We start from the raw sequence: 20,140 nt of genomic DNA on the forward strand, positions 1-20,140 counted from the left end.
CATCGCCGGCACCGCAACACTACTAGCCATCGCATGCGCAATCGGCCTACACGAACCCCAACGGGAACCCGGTAAGGAAGCCGTCTCACCGAAGAGGGACCGCGCACGTCCGTCGGCGATGCGGGTGCCGAATGCTGTTCCACTGGCGATGGCGGCAGCGTGCGCATACTTCGGTGTCTACGGACTCATCCCGGTCTTCGCCGAACACGTCCGCGAAATCGTCCCCGAGCCCAACGCTGCGAGCCTGTGGGTTGGTGTGCTCCACTCCGTGATGTGGGGCGCGACCTTGATCGGGTCGTTCTGGTGGGGCAAGCACAACGACCTCACTCAGCGCCCGCTGCGCACGTTCGCCCTCGCGGCGGCGGGATGCGCTGCAAGCATCGCGATCCTCAGCTTGCCGCTCGACCCGTTCGCGCTCATCCCGTTCCGGCTAGCACAAGGCTTCTGCTTCGCAGCACTCGCCCAGTCCCTCTTCCTGCACTTCAGCAAGCACGCACCGAGTGAGAACAAGAGCGCCTTCGTCAGCACCGCCAACAGCTACCTCCTCATCGGTCAATCTGCCGGCCCACTGCTGGCCGGCCCGATGGTGGGGGCACTTCCGGTAGCCGGAACGGTCCTCGTGATGGCCGCAATGGGCGGGCTCGGTGCCATCTTGGCGCTCGGGCCGACACGTGCCGAGAAGTACTCGATGGACGAGCTCGACGACGAGGTCACCGAAGGACAGTCCGAGCCGACGGCGGACGAGACCTTGTCGCTACCCGTCATCACTGAACCAGTTCGCAACGGCGTTACGATCGTCCCCTACTGCGGTTGGCACATCGCTCCCCACAGGCTCGGCACGCTCGCCGCTCGCTATGCCACGCCGTGGGACCAAAGTGGCGAAGCCCCGCCTGATGAAGCTGCACGCACCTTCGATGCCTGGCAGCGAAGCGGCACGCTCTTCCGCGACCACCAGCCGGCCTTCTACGCCTACGAGCAGAGCGGCCCGCGGGGAACGTTGCGCGGCGTGCTCGGAGCAGTTCACCTCGACAGCGGACTCCTCCCCCACGAAGACGTAATTTCCGAACGCATCGACCGCATAGTCGACCTCATGCACGAAGGTGCGATGAACCTCGACCCCCTGCTGCTCGGCTATTCCGGCGAGGGCCGGACGACAGCCTGCCTGGCACGAGCGGCACGGGCAGCACCCGTGTCGGAGATTCTCGCCGACGACGGACAACTGCACCGCGTATGGCGCATCAGCGACCGCAGCGCGCAGGACGAGGTCATCGGCGAGATGGCGGGCCGTGCTGCCTTCATCGCCGACGGCCACCACCGTCACGCCGCAGCACGGCAGCTCCGCCGCGAGTACTACGCCACAGGCAACGGACCAGGGCCGTGGGACTACATTGCAGGGCTACTGGTTGACGTCAAACGCAATCCGATGCAGCTGGCGCCCATGCACCGCGTTCTCCCGTACACGGATCCGCAGGCTGCGTTGAAGGCTGCATCTACCCGATTCCGCATTCGACCACTGCGCGGAGAACTCCGACAATGGCTACCTGTGCTCAAAGAGCACGCACGCGGCGGACCTGCCTTTGTTGTGGCCACGCCAAGAGGTGCTTTCCTGCTGAGCGAGCCGAACCAAGCGCTCTTGGACGCAAGCCTCAACAACTGCCCGCCGTCGCTTCGGCCGATGCACCTGTCGGTCCTGCACAATCTGCTGATCGACGAGCTGTGGCGAGTCCCTGATTTGCCCGAGTACGTCTCTTACGACGCGAGCGCGATCAACGCGGTCCGCCGGGTCCAACGGCAGGGAGGTTTCGCGGTCCTCCTCACCCCGCCTACCCAGAAAGACCTACGAACAGCCGCGGCGGCAGGTATGCGGCTACCCCGGAAGTCCACGTCATTCGGACCGAAGCCCCACCCGGGCCTGGTCTTCCGCACTACCGGCAAGCGGTGAACTCATGGCTGAGCGACAACTGCAGATCGTTTTGATGACACACCCCGCGGCCAGAGGCATCTCGCACCCACGCACCTCGGGCGGGTGCGCATGTCAGCCGCCCGTCGGCATGTACCGTCGCACGGCGTCTGCGACCTCGTCGGCGGTGCTGAAGGTGGCAGGCTCGCTGATGCGTTGCAGGCTGCCGTCGGGGCGCAGCAGATACGTGACCGGAAGAACGGGAGGCACCTGCAGCGCGCCTTGGAGCTGTCCGTTCACGTCTACGACTGACGGGTAGTGCACCCCGACTTCAGAGATCAGCTCCAATGCCGCGGATCCGCGATCCTGCACGTTGATGCCCACGACCGGGATCGCTTCCGCCCTGTTCGCATACTCCGCCAAGGCGGGCATTTCTTCCCGACACGGCAGGCACCACGATGCCCACACGTTCAACAGAGCCGGTCTGCCGGCGAGCGCAGCACTCAACTCCACTGGTCGCGTATCGCCGAGGCAAGGAACAACCACACCAGCCAGAGGTCCGGCCCCCCGTGCACCTTCGCCGGCGGTGGGACACGGCAACAATGCGGCCCTCTGCCGCAACGACGCCAGCACATCATCGCTTTCCAGCACAGTTGTTCGACCGCTTCGAGGCAGAGGACCACCCAGGTCATTTCCTCCTGGCGGGACGGCGGAATCCCGTGGCCACAAAGCGATCCCTCCCGCCACGGCGAGCACAATCACCACAATCGTCACTCGGATTTCGCGACCCCACCCGCGCACGCTCATGCACCTCCGCTTTGGCCGCCCCACCTGATCGGCGACTCTGCCACCACCTCAACGGGCCACCACGGGAGGGTTCAACGGGCATCCCGCTCGGCAGCTCGAAGCTGATCCACTTCAGCACGCAACCGCGCGATCTCGACATCATGATGCTGAACGGTGGGCTGCGGACCGTGCCGCTGCCCGCGCATCATCAACCACATCATGACGCCCATACCGATGGGGCACGCCAGCAAGGCCAGCAACGTCAGCGACTCCATTTTCGACACCTCCACGTAGGCCCGGCCCCAACAGTACTATGCTCAATCGTATGCTTCCCAAGACAGCAGATGAGGCTGTCGAGCAGGGACAAGCCGACTTCCAGACACTCCGAGGACCAGCGAGGCTGCCCGGGCTAGAGCCAAGTTCGCACTAGCCGAAACGCAGCGGCGTACCAGCGCGAAATCACGTGGGCGACTGACCTGGCGCGGGCTGGACGGTGCCCTGAACACGGGCGCCGGGTTGGCGCCCGGCGCGCATCTCATCGAGCGCAGCGGACAGCACGGGGTACGTAGCGGGTCCGGTAATCTTCCCCACGATCTTTCCGTTCTGGTCGATGAAGAAGGTCTCCGGTACGCCGAATACACCGAACTCCAGAGCCAGCTTCGAGTCCGGGTCCGTGACGTACCGGTAGCCGTCACCCCGCCCGAGCTCGTCGAGGAACGAAATCGCGGAGTCGCGCCGGTCCTGGTAGTTGACACCGACGAACGTCACGCCCGCCTGCTTGTAGTTGGTGGCAGCCGAGGTCAGGACGGCATGCTCCTCCCGGCACGGGACGCACCACGAGGCCCAGAAGTTGACCACGACGATCTGCCCGCGCAAGTCGTTCAGAGAGAGCGAACCCGTGCCCTCCAGCTCTGGCACTCGCTGGTTCGGCGCTGGCTTGCCGATCAACGGGCTGTCCACGAGCGTGGGATCCTTGCCCAGCTGGGCCCCGAACACCGCCCCGATCCCGATGGCCAACACGGTGACAAGAAGAGTGCTCCACCTCGCTATGCGCCAGGCAGTCCAGCGGTGCGGCTTTTCGGCTGGCTCGTGCGCGGGGCTGGTCCGGGTCACGATCCTCCCTCCCCAGCTGTCGCCGATACTTGCCGCAGCATCTCGTCGACCTGCTGCCGCAACTCCGGCGGAAGATCCGAGCGTTTCTGGAGTTGCCGCAGGATCTCGTGCGCCTGCGCAGAACCTCCACCCGCGACGGCGCTATTGGCCTTGAACCAGGCCGCGGACACGGAGGACGAGTCGATGGCAAGCGCCTTGTCGATGAAGCGCCCCGCCTCAGCCGGTTTGCCGATCTTGAACAACAGCCAACCCGACCAGGCCTGCACCTCAGGGTTCTCAGGCTGCTGCTTGATGGCGGTGCCGAGGTGTACGGATGCCTTGTCGAAGTTCTCCTCTGCGAGGTAGCGCTTGGCGAGTGCCAACCGCATGCCCACGACCTCGGGGTTCTGCGCGATCACGGCTTCCATCTCGTCGTTTGTCACCCTGGACAGATCACGCGGAGGCATCCCGGACTGCGCAGCACCACCCGGGGGTGGGGTGAGCGCCTCGTTGCCCGTCACGTAGCCGTTCTGCGGGCGGGTACCGACGTAACTCGGCAAAAGCACAGCGACCGCGAACACGGCCACCACCCCAGCTGCGACGTACAGGAGCAACCAGCCCCGCGACCGTTTCGGTCGGCTCACGCTTGATGTTGCTGAAGGCTGATTCTCCAGTTGCCTGATCGCCTCTGCCGCCCGCCGCTGGTACTGGACGCGTAGCAGGTCGGCTTCGTCCTGGGGGATTTCTCCCAGCGTGACCTGCTGATCCAAGCCCCGCAGGTCACCCAGGGCCTGGTCCCGTCGTTGTTCCAGTTCTGTCAGGTCGGCAGTCACGGCTCGTCGTCTCTCTTAGCGCCTGCGGGGAATTCCTGAAGGGCTGCTTCTACACGCTGACGGTCCTCGTCTGTGAGCTCGGCAGCCGCCATCGAGGACGGACGAGTCCGAGTCACCACCACCAGCGCCCCCACCACCCCGATGACGGCCGGGATCGCCCACACCAGAAGAGTGTTTCCACTGGCTGGCGGCTCCAGCACGACCCAGTCCCCGTACCGAGCCCGGAAGTAGTCGATGATCTCCTGGTCACTGCGTCCGGCGGCGACCTGTTCCTGAACCACGCGCCGCATCGACTGGGCGGTATCCGACATGGACTCCGCAACGGAAACGCTCTTGCACACCGGGCAGCGCAACTTCTGTTCGAGCTCGTACGCGCGGTCGGATTGGGCGGGTCCGCCGGTCATCAGTCCGATGATGGTGATGGCCAGCAGCGCGAGGATCGCACCGCCGATCAGGGCTTGGATGTATCGGTTTCGCAGTTCGATCACCTCGCCCCGACAGGTGGTTCAGGACTCGCATCCAGCAGCCGTGCACGAGCGCGCCGGCGTCCGCTCAACGCCCAAAACCCCCCAGCAGCGATAAGTGAGCCGCCCAGCCACATCCACACCATGAGCGGATAGCGGTAGAGGTTGATCGTGACCCGGTCCGGGTTGAACTGAGCCAACGCGACGTAGATGTCCTGGGTCGACGTCGACCACACCGAGGGGGCTGCCACGGCCTGGGCCTGACCGCGGAAGGAGCTCATGCGGGGCGTTGCCACCTGCAGCACTCCTCCGTCATCGCTGATCCTGATGTCAGCGACCGTGATCGCCCGTCCCGGCTCACGAACCTCACGTACACCGTCGAAGGTCACCTGGTATCCGGCGAACTCAGCCGATTGCCCACGCTCCAGGGTCACCGTCGAACGCTCGGCCATCGACCCAGAAACGGCGATGATCACAGCGACGAGCGCCACTCCAAGATGCGCGAGCTGGCCGCCCCAGTACCCGCGTTGTCCGCGCAAAAGACGGAACACAGCCAACGGCCGAAGACTTGGTGCGGCAGTCACCAGCTGTTGGACGGTGCCGACCACCATGGCGACCGCGATCGCGCACACGGCAACCACGCTGGTAACCCGGACCCCAGCCAGAACAAGCGCAGCTGCGCTGGCGCTGGCCGCCAACAGAGGCCACCGCAGGCGTCTCCAGATGAGCTGCCCGGTCGCCTTGCGGTAGGGGATGAACGGACCAACCCCCATCGCCAAGAGCAGCGCGAAGGACAACGGCACCGCCATGCGGTCGAAGAACGGACGGCCCACCGACACCTGGCTACCTGTGATCCCCTCCACGAGGATGGGGTAAACGGTGCCGGTCAGCACGACGAATGCGAACAAGGTCAACAAGAGGTTGTTGACCAGGAAAATTCCCTCGCGGCTCGCCAGTGACTCGGGACGCGCACCGGAAGCGAGGCGCTCCCCGCGGAAGGCGAACAGGGCGAACCCGCCTCCCAGGACGACCGCGAAGAAGGTCAGGAATGCCGGCCCGATGCTGGACTCCGAAAAGGCGTGGACCGAGGAAACCACGCCGGACCGGGTCAGGAAGGTCCCGAGGATCGTTAAGGCGAACGTCGCCAACACCAGCACGAAGTTCCAGGCTTGCAGCATGCCGCGCTTGACCTGCACAACAGCGGAATGCAGAAACGCAGTCGCGACCAGCCAAGGGATCAACGCGGCGTTCTCCACGGGATCCCACGCCCAGTAGCCACCCCAGCCCAGCACCTCGTAGGACCACCAGGCCCCGATGACGAGTCCGACGGTGAGGAAACTCCAGGCGACCAGATTGGCGCGGCGAGTCCGCTGCAACCACTCGACTCCACCTCGCTTCAGCAACAGGGCCGAGATCGCGAACGCGAACGGGACCGTGAACCCGACGTAGCCCAAGTACAGAGCAGGTGGGTGGAATGCGACGAGGATGTGGTCCTGGAGCAGCGGGTTGGGGCCCGGTCCGTCTGCAGGAGGCTTTTCCACGATCTTGAAGGGATTCGCAACGGTCGCCACAAGCCCGAAGAAGAACGCCGAGACCACGCCCATCACCCCGAGGGCCCCAGTACCGAGTCGATCCTCGGTGTCGCGCACTCCACGCAGCACGGCCGCCGTGTATCCGGCGAGTATGAGCGTCCACAACACGAGGCTGCCACCCAGCGCTGACCAGGCCGTGGTGATCGTGAACAGCAGCGAGCTCGTCCGGGAGTGCGTCTCCGCGACGTAGGACATCGAGAAGTCGTCCGTCAGGAGCGCGATCTCCAGTGCTGCCATGGAGAACGTTCCACCACCGACCATGCACCACACCGGGACGCTCAGCTGTCCACGCCGGACGGAAGCCGGGCGGTACTGGGCGCGAAAGCCCTGCAGGGCCAGAGAGAGCGAGGCCGCCACGCCGAGGAACGCCCCCACCCAGCCGACGGCAGGCAGGACACTGTTCATCGAGCATCACTCCCCGCGTTCTGTTCGGACTTGGGTGGCTTGTAGTTCTCATCGTGCTTGACGATCATGGAGTCCGACACGAATCCGGCTGCCTGCCAAGAACCTTCCAGCACGACACCAATTCCCGCACGGAACAGCTGCGCCGGCGCCCCGTTGTGGATGACGTGAATTTCCTCGCCCCCGCCAGCACTCTGAGATGCCACTGTGAACTCGATGCCCTGGGGGGTGCGAGCCACGCTGCCCTCCCGAACGAAGCCGCCGAGCTGAAATCTGCGCCCGTCGGGAAATTCCGCTCTCTTGGCGACCGCTTCCGTCGGAGTCAGGTAGTAGACCAGGTTCTGGTTGAGATTCCCAAAGGTGAGCAGCCCGACCAACGTCAGCAGCAAGCCGGCGAGGGAGATCACGAGGAGCCGGTAGCGTTTCACGACACTTCCTTGTTCTTGCGCTCGACGGCACGCCACCTGTGGTGCATTGCCGCGAAATACACCGCGAGCGCGCCATATGCGATGCTGTAGCCCAGTGCAACCCACATCCACTCAGACATCGACTTCCGAACCTTTCAGACGGGGAGCGACAACTGCATCTCCTGCGAGTGCCGGGTCTGCACTGGCCATCCGTTCCTGGACTGCGTCCTCGAGCACCGAGACGCGGATGCGTGCGCGGACTGCGACCGCGTACAGCAGCGTGAACACCAGAACATTGGCGACCAACGCCAGAAGCATCGTGTGGTCGATGCTGGGATCACCGGGTTTAAGCACCGTGGGCGGCTGGTGGAGTGTCCGCCACCAGATCACCGACATGTGCACGATCGGGACCTGGACGAACGCGACGATCCCGAACACCGCCGACCTGCGGGCGCGGGCGATCGGATCGAGGGTGGCGCGTCGCAAGGCGAGGTACCCCAGGTACACGAAGAACATCACCGCAGTGGTCACGAGTCGCGGGTCCCAAACCCACCAGACTCCCCACACCGGCTTGCCCCACACAGATCCGAGCACCAGAGCCAGGCCGGTGAAGAACACACCGGCCTCGGCACTTGCGGCAGCCAACCGGTCGTAACGGACGTCCCTGCGCCACAACCACACAACGCTGCCGACCAAGGTCACCGCAAAGCTCAGGTACGCGATCCACGCCGCCGGAACATGCACGTACATCAACCGCTGCAGATTCCCCTGCAACTGGTCCGGAGGAGCGACGAAGGCAGCAGCCAAGGCGATCACCAACGCGACCCCGGACACGATGGGCAGAGTCCGACCGAATGGCTTCATGCCATCTCCTCCAGATAGTCCGCAGTCAGCAGAACACCCAACGCCACGACGACATCCACGATCGCGATCAGCAACACCCATGGCCAGGCTCGTCCCAAGTCAACGCTGCGCACGATCTGAGTCGCGGCCAACAGCATCGGCACGGCAAGAGGAACGACCAGCAATGGGCCCAACGCGGTCCGCCCGGCCAAGCCCCGCGCAAGGGTGTTCGCCAGCGTTCCGAGCAAGCTCAGCCCGCCCGCCACCAACACCACGGGGACCAGCATCCAAGCCCAGCCGGTCAGCTCCGGGCTGTACAGCGCGATCGCGACCGGCGCGAGCAGCAGCTCGAAAAGCAGCAACAACACAGCGTTGGCCAACGCACGCCCGGCCAGCCGGACTGCCGGATCCACACCGCACAGCCGCAGCACTGCCAGCTGTTCGGGCCTCTCGACAGCCGTGTCGCGGAACGTGACCAACACCCCGAAGAGGAGAACGACAACCCAGTACAAACCTGGGCCGAGTTGGCGCAGCAGCGGGGTGTTCGTGTCAATCGCCATCGGGATCAACAACAACGACACCGCACCGAACGGTGCGATGACTAGCCCGACCTCCCTGGCCCGCATTTCCAGCCGAAGATCCTTGAGCGCGATCTCGAGGAATTGTCGGAAGTCGCCAGAGTCCGCAACTGGTAACAACTTCGTTTTCCCGCCGGTCATCCAGGACGCTCCAAGCTCGTCGCGGGAAGCGTGCTTCCACGGACAACGCGCACAGTGCGGTCAGCAACGGCATCTAGTCGATGCATGTCATGCGAGACGACCACGGCCGCGCCAGCGCGGCGCCGCACCTCGCTGATCAAACCGTCCACGAGACCAGTCGCAGTGACGTCAAGACCCGAGTAGACCTCGTCGAGAAGCAGCAGGTCAGGTTCGGTAAGCAGCACACGCGCCAGATCGGCGCGGCGCAGCATGCCCTGCGAGCACCGGTCGGCGGTCCTATGCGCCGCGCGCGCCAAACCAACCTCCCCAAGGGCCTCGTCGACCAGCGCATCGCTACGACCGAGGAGGCGTCCGACGAACCGGAGGTTCTCACGCAGCGTCAACTGCGGGTACAGCGCTGGCACGTGACCCACGAGGCTGATTCGGCGTCGAACATCGCGTACCGCAAGGCTTCCCAGCGGTACGCCCAGGACGGTGCCACTTCCGGCGTTGATCGGTCGCAGCGTCGCGATGACCGACAGCAGAGTGCTCTTGCCGGAGCCGTTCGCTCCCACCACTCCCAGGCACTCTCCTGCAAGTACCTCGAGGCTGAGACCCCGGAGAACAGAAGTCCGCTCCACATCGACCGAGACCCTCTCCAGGTCGACGACAGCAGCGTTTCGCGCCGGACCGGAGTCGTCGTCCAGTTCGGTCGGATGATCCTCCTCCCGGGCGCGAACCTGCATCTCTACCTCCGTCCGACGCCGCCTGCAGTAGGGCACCACGTCAGCTAGTACTACTGCCACTAGTAAGGTACCTGTTGCTCGAACCGCTACACGACGGGGGATCTGGCTGTATGCCCGAGGCAGCACGATTCACGGAATCGGACGAGGACTGAACGGTGGAACTGTTCGCGTTGATGTCACTGGCCGTCGTCGCCGGCGTGGTTTCGTTCAGTTCGCCCTGCACGCTCCCGCTGTTACCGGGGTACGTCTCCTACGTCGCGGGACTGTCGTCCGACGAAGCTCAACAGCGGCCAAAGCGAGACCGTCGACGGACGGTATCCGGCGCGCTACTGTTCACGCTGGGATTCTCCGCAGTGTTCACCGCGCTCGGGGCGACGGCCTCCGCACTCGGGTCCCTGCTATCCCGTCACGCACGCGCGCTGGAAATCGCCGCTGGTGGCCTGATCGTGCTCATGGCGCTGATGATGATCGGCCTAGTGCGCATCGGCTGGCTGCAACGTCAACTCCGGACGGATCTGACCCGCTTCGGCCGCGGCCCAGCCGCCGCGCTCCCGCTGGGCGCGGCCTTCGCCTTCAGCTGGACCCCCTGCGTGGGCCCCGTCTTGGCGTCGATCCTTGCCGCAGCTGCCGGAACGGCCACGATCACCAAGGGCGTTGCGCTTCTCGTGGCGTACTCCGCTGGGCTCGGGGCACCCTTCATCTTGCTCGCGATTGGGATCGCACGCGGCAAAGGCAGGCTCGCTTGGCTCCGCCGCAACACCAGGAGGATCGAAATCGCCGGTGGGATCTTGCTCGCAGCGATGGGCATCGCCGTGATGACCGGCGGCTGGACCGCGCTGATGAGCGGAGTACTCGGCCTCTACTCACGTCTGGGCTGGCCACCGATCTGACCGCGTTCCATCAGCTGTTCAGTCTGACCGCTATGAACACCCTTCACATAGATCGCGCCAGCGGGCAGGCTGCGGCCATAGGCCCGTGGGAGTTGATGGAACACATCAACCCGCGTGGCACATCTAGTACGGCCAGCTCGGCGTGCTGTGCTTGTCCCGACCGTGAAGGACTTCAGGCGGGCCTCGTTCCCAGACCTGGTGCGACGCCGTATCCTAGTTCCACAAGCGGGAGGTGAAATGCAAGGTCTGGGTGAGCTCGAAGGTACCGTGATGGACGTGCTGTGGCGCGCGTACGGCCCGATGTCGGTTCGCGAGATGTTGATCGAACTCAACGAGACTCGCAACCTCGCGTACACGACGGTCATGACGGTGATGGACAACTTGCACCGCAAGGGCTGGGTCAAGCGTGAGATGCACAACCGTGCCTACCACTACGCCCCGACCGCCTCACGCGAAGAAGCGGCGACTCGAGCGTTGCGTGAAATGCTGGACTCCAGCGGCAACCCGGAAGCGGTTCTGCTGCACTTCGCTAAGTCGACGTCGGAGGACGAGTCCGCAGCCCTGCGGCGCGGCCTGAGGCGTCGGCCGAAGCAATGATCCTGGCGCTCGCTCTTCTCGTCGGCGTCGTCGCGGTCGCCGGTAGCGGTCCAGCCTTCTTGGACCGCATGATTCGGCACAAGACCGATCCGCAAGCGGTACTGGTGACGTGGATCGTTCTGGTCGTTGCGACGTTCCTGACGATGATCGCCACGTTGACAGTCGTTCTGCTGCCCACTTCTGGGCCGACGCCGCTACTCGTCCAGCTCGTTCACCACTGCTGGCTCGCCGTCCGCCACGGCGCGGTGCCGCGGTTCCACGAAATCGCAGCGTTGGCTCTGATCGGGGCGCTTCTTCTTACCGCTGTCCAGACCGGCGTCGGCCTGCTGCGGTACGGGCGACACCAGCGAAAACTGCACCACAAGCACCTGCAGTTGCTCAGAGGCATCGCGAACTGCGAACAAGGCCCGTTCATCACGATGTGGTTGCCCCATTCGAAGCCGCTGGCGTACAGCGTGGCGGGAAGCCCGTCCTTCGTCGTGGCGACCGAAGGTGTCCGCAACGAACTCGCGGAGATCGATGCAGCGGCGGTGCTCGAGCACGAACGTGCTCATCTTCGCGGCCGCCACCACCTACTGGTGGGTCTCGCCGAAGCCCTGGCGAAGTCGGTGCCCTGGATCCCTCTGACTCGACGCTCACCCGAGTTGGTGCGCACCGCAGTGGAACTTGCCGCCGACCGCGCCGCTGCCCGGAAACACGGTCCCGGTGCCGTGCAGTCAGCCCTGCGCATGATGTCCGCGATGGGCGGGCCGGATACACCCCAGCACGCCCTCGGAATGACCGATAGCTGCGTAGCGCTCCGGTTGGATCATCTCGGTGAGCTGCCCGAGGGCGCTACGGTTGCGAAGCGCCTGCTTCTCTCCGGTACCGCAGGTCTCATGGCCGCGTCTGCCCCTGCTATGGCCGGCATCGGCAGTTTGACCGTGATCGGTATCCTGACCTGCCCGTTGTAGCGGGTATTGGTCGCTGCCTTTGCCTTCCGCAGACTCCACCCCGGGCAACGTACCCTCGACGAGGTTGATCGCGACTTCGGCACCGCTCCCCCATGCCAACCAGCAAGGAGCCCCTCTCCATCGGCTCCAACAGGGAACACCCTCAGCAATCTGTGGTGGTCATGTGGTGGCTGCCGGGTCGGATGCACGGCTGCGCTACTCGCCGAAGCAGTCTCAAGCCGCCCATTGATGAGAAGTGCGGACACAGGCGTCACCGGCGCCGGGAACGCAATGCTCCTGACGATCAGACCATCAGAGATCGCATTTCGCGTTTCTCAGAACGACGCTGCACCAGGCGTACGAGTACCGCGCTTGCAAGAAGCATCAAAGATCCGACCGCGAGAACGGGCTGCAACGGCGCCCAGATCGCAAGTGAGCCGGACACGCCGAGCAGCCACACGACAATCTTGTTGCAGACAGGACAACCGACGGCAAGGATGCTCAAGGCGTTGGACCCGAACACGCTCGCTTTGCGACGCCGGCTTCCGGATCGCCCGACGGCGATCCACGCGCCGGTGAGCAGTGCCGTCGCCACCAGCACCGGCAATTCCCACCATCGAACGGGAGTCATCCGGGTGAACCAAGGGGTGTTGAGCACGTCGGTAGGCACGCCTACGGCCACAGCACTTCCGAGCCCCGCCACTACTGCCCAAGCCAGGCGTCGCGTGAGCGGAGCCTCCCGCGTAGCACACGCCGCGACAACAGGATGTCCGCTGCCGGACGTCGCAGGAACATAGCCGTTCTGATCAACAGCTAGGCCGCGCCCGTCCCGAACGGTCATCTCTGCACCACTTTCGCCGAGCATGCACCCAAACATACGCGCATAATTACTATTGCATCTAGTAGACTAGCACGCTACGACGAGACCACATGGCGATCAGGTTGATACGCGGGTCACGGCTAACCGGAACGCTCGAAGGTAAGCAGGCCCACACCGCGTCCACCAACGGAGCGGGAATCTGCGCATAACGCTCACGACCGAAGCAGCGCCACGACTCTTCACAGCCCCCGCGTCATCACGTTGCCCACGGAGACGCCGCGTTCACCGAGCGTGAGAACGGCCATCTGGTTCGTTCGACTCCCCGATCGAACCCTTCCGCGACCGCGGTCGAGCATTGGGGAGAAACCTCAAGCCCAAGAAGAAAATCGTCCTTGCGGCGAGGCGGTACTATATTCCATAGTTCTCTTGTTCGGAGGTCCCCAGCCACCGACGCTAGGAGCGGACCCAGCCCAGCCTCCCACCCGGCACGCTGGGCCCGCTCCCATATTCCTGCACTGGGCATCCGTCGCTCACGATTCTGTCGAAGACTTCGCCGCGAGCCCGCTTGACCATCGCTCCTCCAGGCGCCCCCATCGCCACACTGCGATCGCGATCAGCCAAGTGACCACGAACAGAGCGACCAAGGCGTAACCGACCGAGTCGAGTTCGATGGAACCGATCCAGGCCAGCGGTCCGGTGGTGATCTCCAGCTTTTCGGCTAACAACCCGATCAGCTCGATGCCACCGATGAGGACCGCCACCAGGACGGAGAGGCCGGTGACGACGATGTTGTAGTAGATCTTGCGGATGGGGTTCGACAGCGCCCAGCCGTAGGCGTAGCTCATGAAGACCCCGTCTGCAGCGTCGAGAAGGCTCATCCCGGCTGCGAAGAGCACGGGCAGGCAAAGAATGGCGTACCAGGGGAGGCTGACCGCGGCGGCTCCACCGGCAAGCACCAGCAGCGAAATCTCGGTGGCAGTGTCGAATCCGAGCCCGAAGAGGAAGCCGACCGGGTACATCTGCCACGGCTTGGTGATCGCACGGAACACCCGCCCCAAGATGCGGTTGAAGAAGCCGCGATTGTTCAGCTGGCGCTCCAGCTCCGCCTCGTCCCACTCCCCCTGGCGCATCCGCCGGAACACTCCCAGGATGCCGACGAGCACGACCATGTTCAGCAACGCGATCAGCACGAGGAACACACCGGACACCAGGGTACCGATGACCCCGGTGAGCTGCTGGAGGCTGGATCCGTCGTCTTCGACCTGGCGTGCGAGCGCCTTCACGCCGAAGCTGATCAGCAGGCACAGGAGGAATACGACGGACGAATGACCGAGCGAGAACCAGAAACCGACCGACAGCGGCCTCCGACGCTCCTCCATCAGCTTGCGCGTGGTGTTGTCGATGGCCGCGATGTGATCGGCGTCGAAGGCGTGGCGCATGCCCAGCATGTACGCGGTGATACCCAGCCCCACTCCGAAGACCTGGCTACCGAGGGCGTACTGATTCGGCACCACCAGGCCGAGCAGCACACCCCAGCCCACGACGTGCAGGAGCACGATGAACGCCGCCATGCCGAAGAGGCTGCGGCGTTCACCGGGGCCGAGGGTGGCCCACCTGGTCTTTGTCGTTTCGCCCATCTCGATGCCAGCCACGCCGACCCCTTCGAACACCCACCGCTACTACTGATGCTCGTAGGCTAATGCAAGAGTGCTGCAACAACAAAGGGGAACAAACGTGCGAACTAGGTGACGGGCGAGTCGCAGATCAGCTATGACGGGATGAAACGTCAGCCTGAAAAGACTCTTCGGCAGGCATCGACGCAGCGGACAGCAGACGTCGTCGCCCGAACCATGCGAGTGCGACAACAGCGATCACAGCAACGACCGCACCTAGCCAGATCACCAAATTTGACGCAGTGACGCCGACAAGGGCCCCACCGACCGTGACGTAGGCGATATTCGCCGGCAGCGTACCCACCGCCGTACCCGCGAGGAACGCCATCGATCGGACTCGGGTGACTCCAGCGCCATAATTGATCACCGCATATGGCAAGAGAGGAAGCAGTCGACACACCACGGTCGCTGTGAATCCGCGTCTGGCGAACAACGAATCCAGGGTCTCCAAACGGCCCTTGTTCAATCGCGGCGCGACAGCATCCCGTCCGAGCATCCGAGCCAGGCCGAAGGCCACACCTGCCCCGAACACCGTGCCGGCCACCACAACGGGCAGCGCCACCGGTAGATCGAACACGACTCCGGCAACGGCAGCGAGGGCGGGCCTGGGCACGAACAGCAGCGCAGCCACTCCGAAGAACAGCACGAAGAGCAGCGGCGTCCAGACATCACCGCCACTACGCCAGTGCTCAACGTTCAACAATGGCGCAGCCGGGCGCATCCACAGAGCCACTGCACCTGCTGCAAGGAGAAGCACCCCAAGGAGGGCGAGCCGCACCATCGGTCGGCGTGCCCACACCCGTGGGCGGGTCAGCCACAAGCCGATCCGACGCAACAGCTTCCCCTCACGTTTGAAGTTACTAGATTACCTAGTACCCAGCTTAGCTTTGCACTAGGTGGATGTACGCGACCTGCTTCGGCGTTCGCCTGCCCAACCAAACCCTGCCGCCGATGCGCCTGGTGCTTAGTCCGCCGAACAGTACGATCCCAGTGATCCCGCGTGCCATTCCCCTGGATCGCAGCGGCAGCAGCCGAAGCAGCGGGCATGCGAACCTCAGCGCAACCGCCTGCGGTCGGTCCACTACGGACTTCCGCTTCCGCGAAAAATCGATCTCCACCAGCACTACTGGGGCAATCCCGAAATCGGGAACACGCCGCCGAGACCCCTCAACTCTACTAGCATGCATAGTAGATGGTCTGGCTCGTGCCAAGTACGCTCGGGCGTGACAAGTCCTTGGCACTGAGACCGAAAGCTGGAGTTCGCCCGTGACCAACGCAAGCCGTCCTGTCGTTCTTCTCGCCGAGAAGTTGGCCCCGTCCGTGATCGACGCCCTCGGCGAAGAGGTCGAGATCCGCAACGTGGACGGCACCGACCGTCCGGCGCTGCTCGACGCTGTCGCCGACGCCGATGCGCTGCTGGTCCGTTCCGCCACCAAGGTCGATGCCGAGGTCCTGTCGGCGGCCAAGAACCTCAAGGTCGTCGCCCGCGCGGGCGTCGGTCTCGACAACGTCGAGGTGCCCGCCGCCACCGAGCGCGGCGTGATGGTGGTCAACGCCCCCACCTCCAACATCGTCTCCGCCGCCGAGCACGCCATGGCGCTGCTGCTGTCGGTGGTCCGCAACGTGCCGCAGGCCGACGCGAGCCTGAAGGGCGGCGCCTGGAAGCGCAGCTCCTACGGCGGTGTCGAGCTCAACGGCAAGACCGTCGGTGTCGTCGGCCTGGGCAAGATCGGGCAGCTGTTCGCCGCCCGCGTCGCCGCCTTCGGCACCAAGCTCATCGCCTACGACCCCTACGTGTCGCCGGCCCGCGCCGCGCAGCTGGGCATCGAGCTCGTCTCGCTGGAGGAGCTGCTCAGCCGCGCCGACGCGCTGTCGATCCACCTCCCCAAGACCGCTGAGACCCTGGGCCTGATCGGCGCCGAGGAGCTCAAGAAGGCCAAGCCGAACCTGATCATCATCAACGCCGCTCGCGGTGGCCTGGTCGACGAGGACGCGCTGGCGGACGCGCTGCGCAACGGCACCATCGCCGGCGCAGGCATCGACGTGTTCAAGTCCGAGCCGATCACCGACAGCCCGCTGTTCTCCCTGGACAACGTCGTGGTGACCCCGCACCTGGGCGCCTCCACCACCGAGGCCCAGGACCGCGCCGGCACCGACGTGGCCAAGTCCGTCCGGCTGGCGCTGCGCGGCGACTTCGTCCCGGACGCGGTCAACGTCCAGGGCGGTGCGGTCGGTGAAGAGGTCCGCCCGTACCTGTCGCTGACCCAGAAGCTGGGCCAGCTGCTGTCCGCGCTGCAGGGCGGCACCCCGAGCTCGGTGACCATCGAGGCCCGCGGCGAGCTCGCCGACGAGGACATCTCGGTGCTGCAGCTGGCAGCGCTGCGCGGCGTGTTCTCCGGTGCGGTCGAGAGCCAGGTGACCTTCGTCAACGCTCCGCAGCTGGCCGAGGAGCTGGGCGTTCAGGTCGAGATCAAGACGACCTCGGAGAGCCCGAACCACCGCAGCGTCGTGTCGCTGCGCGCGCACATGGCCGACGGCACCACCGCGGTCGTCTCCGGTGCCCTGTCGGGTGCCAACCAGGTCGAGAAGCTGATCGAGGTCAACGGCCGTCACTTCGACCTGCGGGCCGAGGGCAACGTGCTGCTGCTGGAGTACCCGGACCGCCCGGGCGTGATGGGCAAGGTCGGCACGCTGCTGGGCGAGGTCGGCGTGAACATCGAGGCCGCCACGGTCAGCCAGACCACCGAGCGCTCCGAGGCGATCATGCTGCTGCGCGTGGACCGTCCGGTCGAGCAGGGCGTGCTGGAGCCGATCGGCGCCGCCGTGGGCGCGCGCATCGTGCGCACCGTCAGCCTCTTCTAACACAGAGGAGGGGCTTTGCCACAAACATCGACTATGTGACACAGTTAAAGAACGGCGAGCCCTCTCCCCCCAGGCTCGCCGCCCCCAAGGGCACGGATCCTCTGATGATGCGTCAGACGAGAGGGTCCGTGCCCTCTTTCGTTCCAATCGGAATTCAGGATTCCACATCGGTGAGCCTCAGCAACAATCGCCGAGCACGCTGCCGGTGGGCTGTATCTCGAGCCATGTTGGAGATTCTGTTCAGGAAATTTGGAGGCTGAGAGTTGTGCGCGATTCGAGCGCGACGTCGACCAGCAAAAACGGCCTCCAAGTCGAATCCTGGCGGACAACTAGGGACTCGAACGGCCCGTCCATCTCGGCGTTGGCGCGTGGTTCGGTCGCTGCAATTTTCGCCGCCTTCGGTATCTGGAACCTGCGACTTGCCGCCTGATCCCAGCCGGACCCTGCCCTCTTGCAAACAGTCCGCATCACGGAGCGAACAGGACTGAACACTCCACGGATAAAGGCCAGGCCACAGCCGCGCCACACCCCGATGGAGTCGCCATCACACGGCCTACTACTCTAGGTAGTATATAGTTTCCTTCTTCCTTTATGTGGAGGAGGCGTTGCCGGTTGCATTTGACTCGTCGGGGTCGACGTGAAGAGACTTGCGGCGAGGTCCAGCACAACGAAAACAAGTGGTGTGAGAGATGACATACGGGTTCGACAGCTTCCGCCGACATCTCTAGTGTTGCGACCATGAGGAGCCTTATTGCGCGGCAAAAGAGCTGGGGGAAGTTACTCGCACTTCCCCTGCTGCTGGGCTTCCTCATCGTCCCATTTGCACTTCTCCCGGCCCATGGACTGCCCGGCCACGCGGCCACGATGTCGAAATCAGTTTCGGCTGGCACTGAGCACAACGACAGCAACGGACACGCGAACGACGCGGAGTCCGCATCCAACAACACCTTCGTATCCACAGATCACAATGGACCCAAACACGGCGGTCCGTACTGTGACACTGGATCGGATTACAGCCCCCTGGCGCCCAGCAGGTCGCTGACCAACGACAGCGTCTACCTGGCCTTTTTGTCCCTGGCGCTGGCCTTGGCCGTGGTGGCCGCAGAGCCGTTCCTGTTTCGGCAGCATTGGCGAGCGTACCTTCGTCTATGGGCGACAAAACCACCGTGGAGATCAGCCGGGGCTTCGTTCCTTTCTTTTGCGTGCATCTCGCGAACCTGAGGTGAACAAGTGGCCTCGCCCAGATGAACCGCAAGCGAATTGATTCATAGCACTCATTATCGCTGAGGCTCGTTATGCCTCCTGCAGCGGTTTCACCTGGACGGGAACGTCCATTCAACGCCCGACGGACAGAAACTTCTATTGTTGCCGATCAGAGGCAAATTGCTGCCGTCGTGTGCGCGCCTAGTTCACCTTTCCCGCGCTATTTCAGGCGCGTTGCGCCCCGACATGCGCCCAAAACCTGGAGGTTCGCAGTGATCCACGATTCGGTGCTCGATTGTGTCGGTTCAACCCCGCTGGTCCGACTCAACCGATGCTTCCCCGAACCCGACGTGGAAGTGCTCGCCAAGCTCGAGATGCTCAATCCCGGCGGCAGCATGAAGGACCGCCCAGCACGGTTCATCATCGAGCAAGGGCTCCGAGACGGGACGTTCCGTCCCGGAATGCGCCTCGTTGAAAGCACGTCCGGCAATCTCGGCATCGCTCTTGCGATGGCGGCCGGGCTGCACGATCTGTCCTTCACCGCGGTCGTCGACCCGAAGACCTCACCGACCAATCTGCGGTTGCTGGAACTCTTCGGCGCCGAGGTCGAAATGGTCACCGAGCCGGATGAGGCAGGCGGCTACCTGCACACGCGTGTTCGCCGAGCCCGCGAACTGGTGGAGACGACCCCGAATGCGGTGCAGATCAACCAGTACGCCAACGAACTGAACTGGCGCGCCTACCACGAGACAGCGGGCGAGGAAATCCTGCGTGCCGTGGACGGTCCCCTCGACTATCTCGTGGCAGCTGTGTCCACGACCGGCTCAATCCAGGGCATTGCCCGTCGTCTGCGCCAGGAGCACCCGAAGCTGAAGGTCGTCGCGGTCGACGCCGTCGGCTCGGTCATCTTCGGCGCGCCTTCCGCGCCCCGCCAGATTCCGGGCTTCGGCGCCAGCCGGGTGCCTGAGATCTTCGACCCTGAGGAGATCGATGACGTCTTGCACGTTGCCGACGCGGAGTCCGCGGCTGGATGTCGTCGTCTGCTGTCGGAAGAGAAGATCTTCGCCGGCGGTTCCTCGGGTGCGGTGATCGCCGGGATCGAACACCTCGTTACTCGGCTCGACAGCCCAGCTCGCATCGTGAGCGTGTTGCCCGACCGGGGTGAGCGTTACCTCGACCTGGTCTACAACGACGAGTGGGTCGCGAACCTGCCCGACCCGTGGCAGGAACCGCAAGAGGCGGTGAAACCGTGACCCGGACGCTTCGGACGCAGGCTCGAGACCAGCAGCCTCACCGCCGCGGCGAGTCGTCGAGGGGGTCGGGCAAGAATCTGGTGCTGCTATGGGCGGGGCAGTTCGTCAACACCGCCGGCCTGATGATGCTGGTACCGATCATGCCCT

General features: G+C 64.5%; 20 protein-coding genes. 6 read left to right on the forward strand and 14 right to left on the reverse strand.

Annotated elements, in window-relative coordinates:
* Window positions 1-1,942: MFS transporter (locus ACYVF3_RS17795; protein ID WP_461155362.1), on the forward strand; the 1,942-nt coding region annotated here is incomplete at its 5' end.
* Window positions 1,943-2,035: 93 nt separating this feature from the next.
* On the opposite strand, the gene ACYVF3_RS17800 is transcribed toward ACYVF3_RS17795, so the two are convergent.
* The 11 genes from ACYVF3_RS17800 to ACYVF3_RS17850 form a co-directional block, all read right to left on the reverse strand.
* Window positions 2,036-2,707 (reverse strand): TlpA family protein disulfide reductase, encoded by a 672-nt coding sequence (locus tag ACYVF3_RS17800; RefSeq protein WP_406690629.1) that lies wholly within the window; start codon window positions 2,705-2,707, stop codon window positions 2,036-2,038.
* A gap of 71 nt (window positions 2,708-2,778) precedes the next feature.
* Window positions 2,779-2,961, reverse strand: coding sequence for a hypothetical protein (locus tag ACYVF3_RS17805; RefSeq protein WP_406690628.1), 183 nt, complete (start codon window positions 2,959-2,961; stop codon window positions 2,779-2,781).
* A 184-nt stretch (window positions 2,962-3,145) separates the two neighbouring features.
* Window positions 3,146-3,706, reverse strand: a complete 561-nt coding sequence (locus ACYVF3_RS17810) for a TlpA family protein disulfide reductase (protein WP_461155363.1) — start codon at window positions 3,704-3,706, stop codon at window positions 3,146-3,148.
* An 89-nt stretch (window positions 3,707-3,795) separates the two neighbouring features.
* Window positions 3,796-4,611, reverse strand: a complete 816-nt coding sequence (locus ACYVF3_RS17815; protein ID WP_406690626.1) for a tetratricopeptide repeat protein — start codon at window positions 4,609-4,611, stop codon at window positions 3,796-3,798.
* Entirely contained in the window at window positions 4,608-5,099 is a 492-nt protein-coding gene (locus ACYVF3_RS17820) for a cytochrome c-type biogenesis protein (RefSeq protein WP_406690625.1), read from the reverse strand. Before ACYVF3_RS17820 ends, ACYVF3_RS17815 begins: the two co-directional genes overlap by 4 nt.
* Complete coding sequence (locus tag ACYVF3_RS17825; RefSeq protein ID WP_406690624.1) at window positions 5,096-7,072, reverse strand: heme lyase CcmF/NrfE family subunit; 1,977 nt, start codon at window positions 7,070-7,072, stop codon at window positions 5,096-5,098. Before ACYVF3_RS17825 ends, ACYVF3_RS17820 begins: the two co-directional genes overlap by 4 nt.
* A complete protein-coding gene (locus tag ACYVF3_RS17830; protein WP_461155364.1) occupies window positions 7,069-7,497 on the reverse strand; it encodes a cytochrome c maturation protein CcmE in 429 nt (142 codons plus the stop codon). The genes ACYVF3_RS17825 and ACYVF3_RS17830 overlap by 4 nt, the downstream gene beginning before the upstream one ends.
* Window positions 7,494-7,616, reverse strand: coding sequence for a hypothetical protein (locus ACYVF3_RS17835; RefSeq protein WP_406690623.1), 123 nt, complete (start codon window positions 7,614-7,616; stop codon window positions 7,494-7,496). Before ACYVF3_RS17835 ends, ACYVF3_RS17830 begins: the two co-directional genes overlap by 4 nt.
* Complete coding sequence (ccsA, locus tag ACYVF3_RS17840) at window positions 7,609-8,340, reverse strand: cytochrome c biogenesis protein CcsA (RefSeq protein ID WP_406690622.1); 732 nt, start codon at window positions 8,338-8,340, stop codon at window positions 7,609-7,611. Before ccsA ends, ACYVF3_RS17835 begins: the two co-directional genes overlap by 8 nt.
* A complete protein-coding gene (locus tag ACYVF3_RS17845) occupies window positions 8,337-9,038 on the reverse strand; it encodes a heme exporter protein CcmB (RefSeq protein WP_406690621.1) in 702 nt (233 codons plus the stop codon). The genes ccsA and ACYVF3_RS17845 overlap by 4 nt, the downstream gene beginning before the upstream one ends.
* Complete coding sequence (locus ACYVF3_RS17850) at window positions 9,035-9,763, reverse strand: ABC transporter ATP-binding protein (RefSeq protein WP_406690620.1); 729 nt, start codon at window positions 9,761-9,763, stop codon at window positions 9,035-9,037. Before ACYVF3_RS17850 ends, ACYVF3_RS17845 begins: the two co-directional genes overlap by 4 nt.
* A 155-nt stretch (window positions 9,764-9,918) precedes the next feature.
* On the opposite strand from ACYVF3_RS17850, the gene ACYVF3_RS17855 reads away from it, so the two are divergent.
* The 3 genes from ACYVF3_RS17855 to ACYVF3_RS17865 all read left to right on the forward strand — a co-directional run bounded on the left by ACYVF3_RS17855 (window position 9,919) and on the right by ACYVF3_RS17865 (window position 12,203).
* Window positions 9,919-10,653 (forward strand): cytochrome c biogenesis CcdA family protein, encoded by a 735-nt coding sequence (locus tag ACYVF3_RS17855; RefSeq protein ID WP_406690619.1) that lies wholly within the window; start codon window positions 9,919-9,921, stop codon window positions 10,651-10,653.
* Between the two features lie 237 nt (window positions 10,654-10,890).
* A complete protein-coding gene (locus ACYVF3_RS17860) occupies window positions 10,891-11,250 on the forward strand; it encodes a BlaI/MecI/CopY family transcriptional regulator (RefSeq protein WP_406690618.1) in 360 nt (119 codons plus the stop codon).
* Window positions 11,247-12,203: a M56 family metallopeptidase gene (locus tag ACYVF3_RS17865; protein WP_406690617.1), complete on the forward strand. Its 957-nt coding sequence runs from the start codon at window positions 11,247-11,249 to the stop codon at window positions 12,201-12,203. Before ACYVF3_RS17860 ends, ACYVF3_RS17865 begins: the two co-directional genes overlap by 4 nt.
* Window positions 12,204-12,486: 283 nt before the next feature.
* Here the strand turns inward: ACYVF3_RS17865 and ACYVF3_RS17870 are convergent, their stop codons facing one another.
* From ACYVF3_RS17870 to ACYVF3_RS17880, 3 genes are all read right to left on the reverse strand, one after another.
* Complete coding sequence (locus ACYVF3_RS17870; protein WP_406690616.1) at window positions 12,487-12,852, reverse strand: hypothetical protein; 366 nt, start codon at window positions 12,850-12,852, stop codon at window positions 12,487-12,489.
* A 680-nt stretch (window positions 12,853-13,532) separates the two neighbouring features.
* Window positions 13,533-14,639 (reverse strand): Nickel transporter NicT, encoded by a 1,107-nt coding sequence (nicT, locus tag ACYVF3_RS17875; RefSeq protein WP_406693286.1) that lies wholly within the window; start codon window positions 14,637-14,639, stop codon window positions 13,533-13,535.
* 127 nt (window positions 14,640-14,766) lie between these two features.
* Window positions 14,767-15,408 carry a TVP38/TMEM64 family protein gene (locus ACYVF3_RS17880; RefSeq protein WP_406690615.1) on the reverse strand — a complete coding sequence of 214 codons (642 nt, stop codon included), beginning with the start codon at window positions 15,406-15,408 and terminating at the stop codon, window positions 14,767-14,769.
* A gap of 533 nt (window positions 15,409-15,941) precedes the next feature.
* Here ACYVF3_RS17880 and serA point away from each other — a divergent pair.
* A complete protein-coding gene (gene serA / locus ACYVF3_RS17885) occupies window positions 15,942-17,537 on the forward strand; it encodes a phosphoglycerate dehydrogenase (protein WP_406690614.1) in 1,596 nt (531 codons plus the stop codon).
* A gap of 1,475 nt (window positions 17,538-19,012) precedes the next feature.
* Window positions 19,013-19,993, forward strand: coding sequence for a 2,3-diaminopropionate biosynthesis protein SbnA (gene sbnA / locus ACYVF3_RS17890; protein ID WP_406690613.1), 981 nt, complete (start codon window positions 19,013-19,015; stop codon window positions 19,991-19,993).
* Window positions 19,994-20,140 lie beyond the last annotated feature (147 nt).

The organism is Saccharopolyspora tripterygii (assembly GCF_054778355.1).

Coding starts and splice junctions, on each gene's coding strand:
- ACYVF3_RS17800 (WP_406690629.1), bottom strand. CDS start 2,707: ATGAGCGTGCGCGGGTGGGGTCGCGAAATCCGAGTGACGATTGTGGTG.
- ACYVF3_RS17835 (WP_406690623.1), bottom strand. CDS start 7,616: ATGTCTGAGTGGATGTGGGTTGCACTGGGCTACAGCATCGCATATGGC.
- ACYVF3_RS17845 (WP_406690621.1), bottom strand. CDS start 9,038: ATGACCGGCGGGAAAACGAAGTTGTTACCAGTTGCGGACTCTGGCGAC.
- nicT (WP_406693286.1), bottom strand. CDS start 14,639: ATGGGCGAAACGACAAAGACCAGGTGGGCCACCCTCGGCCCCGGTGAA.
- ccsA (WP_406690622.1), bottom strand. CDS start 8,340: ATGAAGCCATTCGGTCGGACTCTGCCCATCGTGTCCGGGGTCGCGTTG.
- ACYVF3_RS17825 (WP_406690624.1), bottom strand. CDS start 7,072: ATGAACAGTGTCCTGCCTGCCGTCGGCTGGGTGGGGGCGTTCCTCGGC.
- ACYVF3_RS17865 (WP_406690617.1), top strand. CDS start 11,247: ATGATCCTGGCGCTCGCTCTTCTCGTCGGCGTCGTCGCGGTCGCCGGT.
- ACYVF3_RS17805 (WP_406690628.1), bottom strand. CDS start 2,961: ATGGAGTCGCTGACGTTGCTGGCCTTGCTGGCGTGCCCCATCGGTATG.
- ACYVF3_RS17850 (WP_406690620.1), bottom strand. CDS start 9,763: ATGCAGGTTCGCGCCCGGGAGGAGGATCATCCGACCGAACTGGACGAC.
- ACYVF3_RS17860 (WP_406690618.1), top strand. CDS start 10,891: ATGCAAGGTCTGGGTGAGCTCGAAGGTACCGTGATGGACGTGCTGTGG.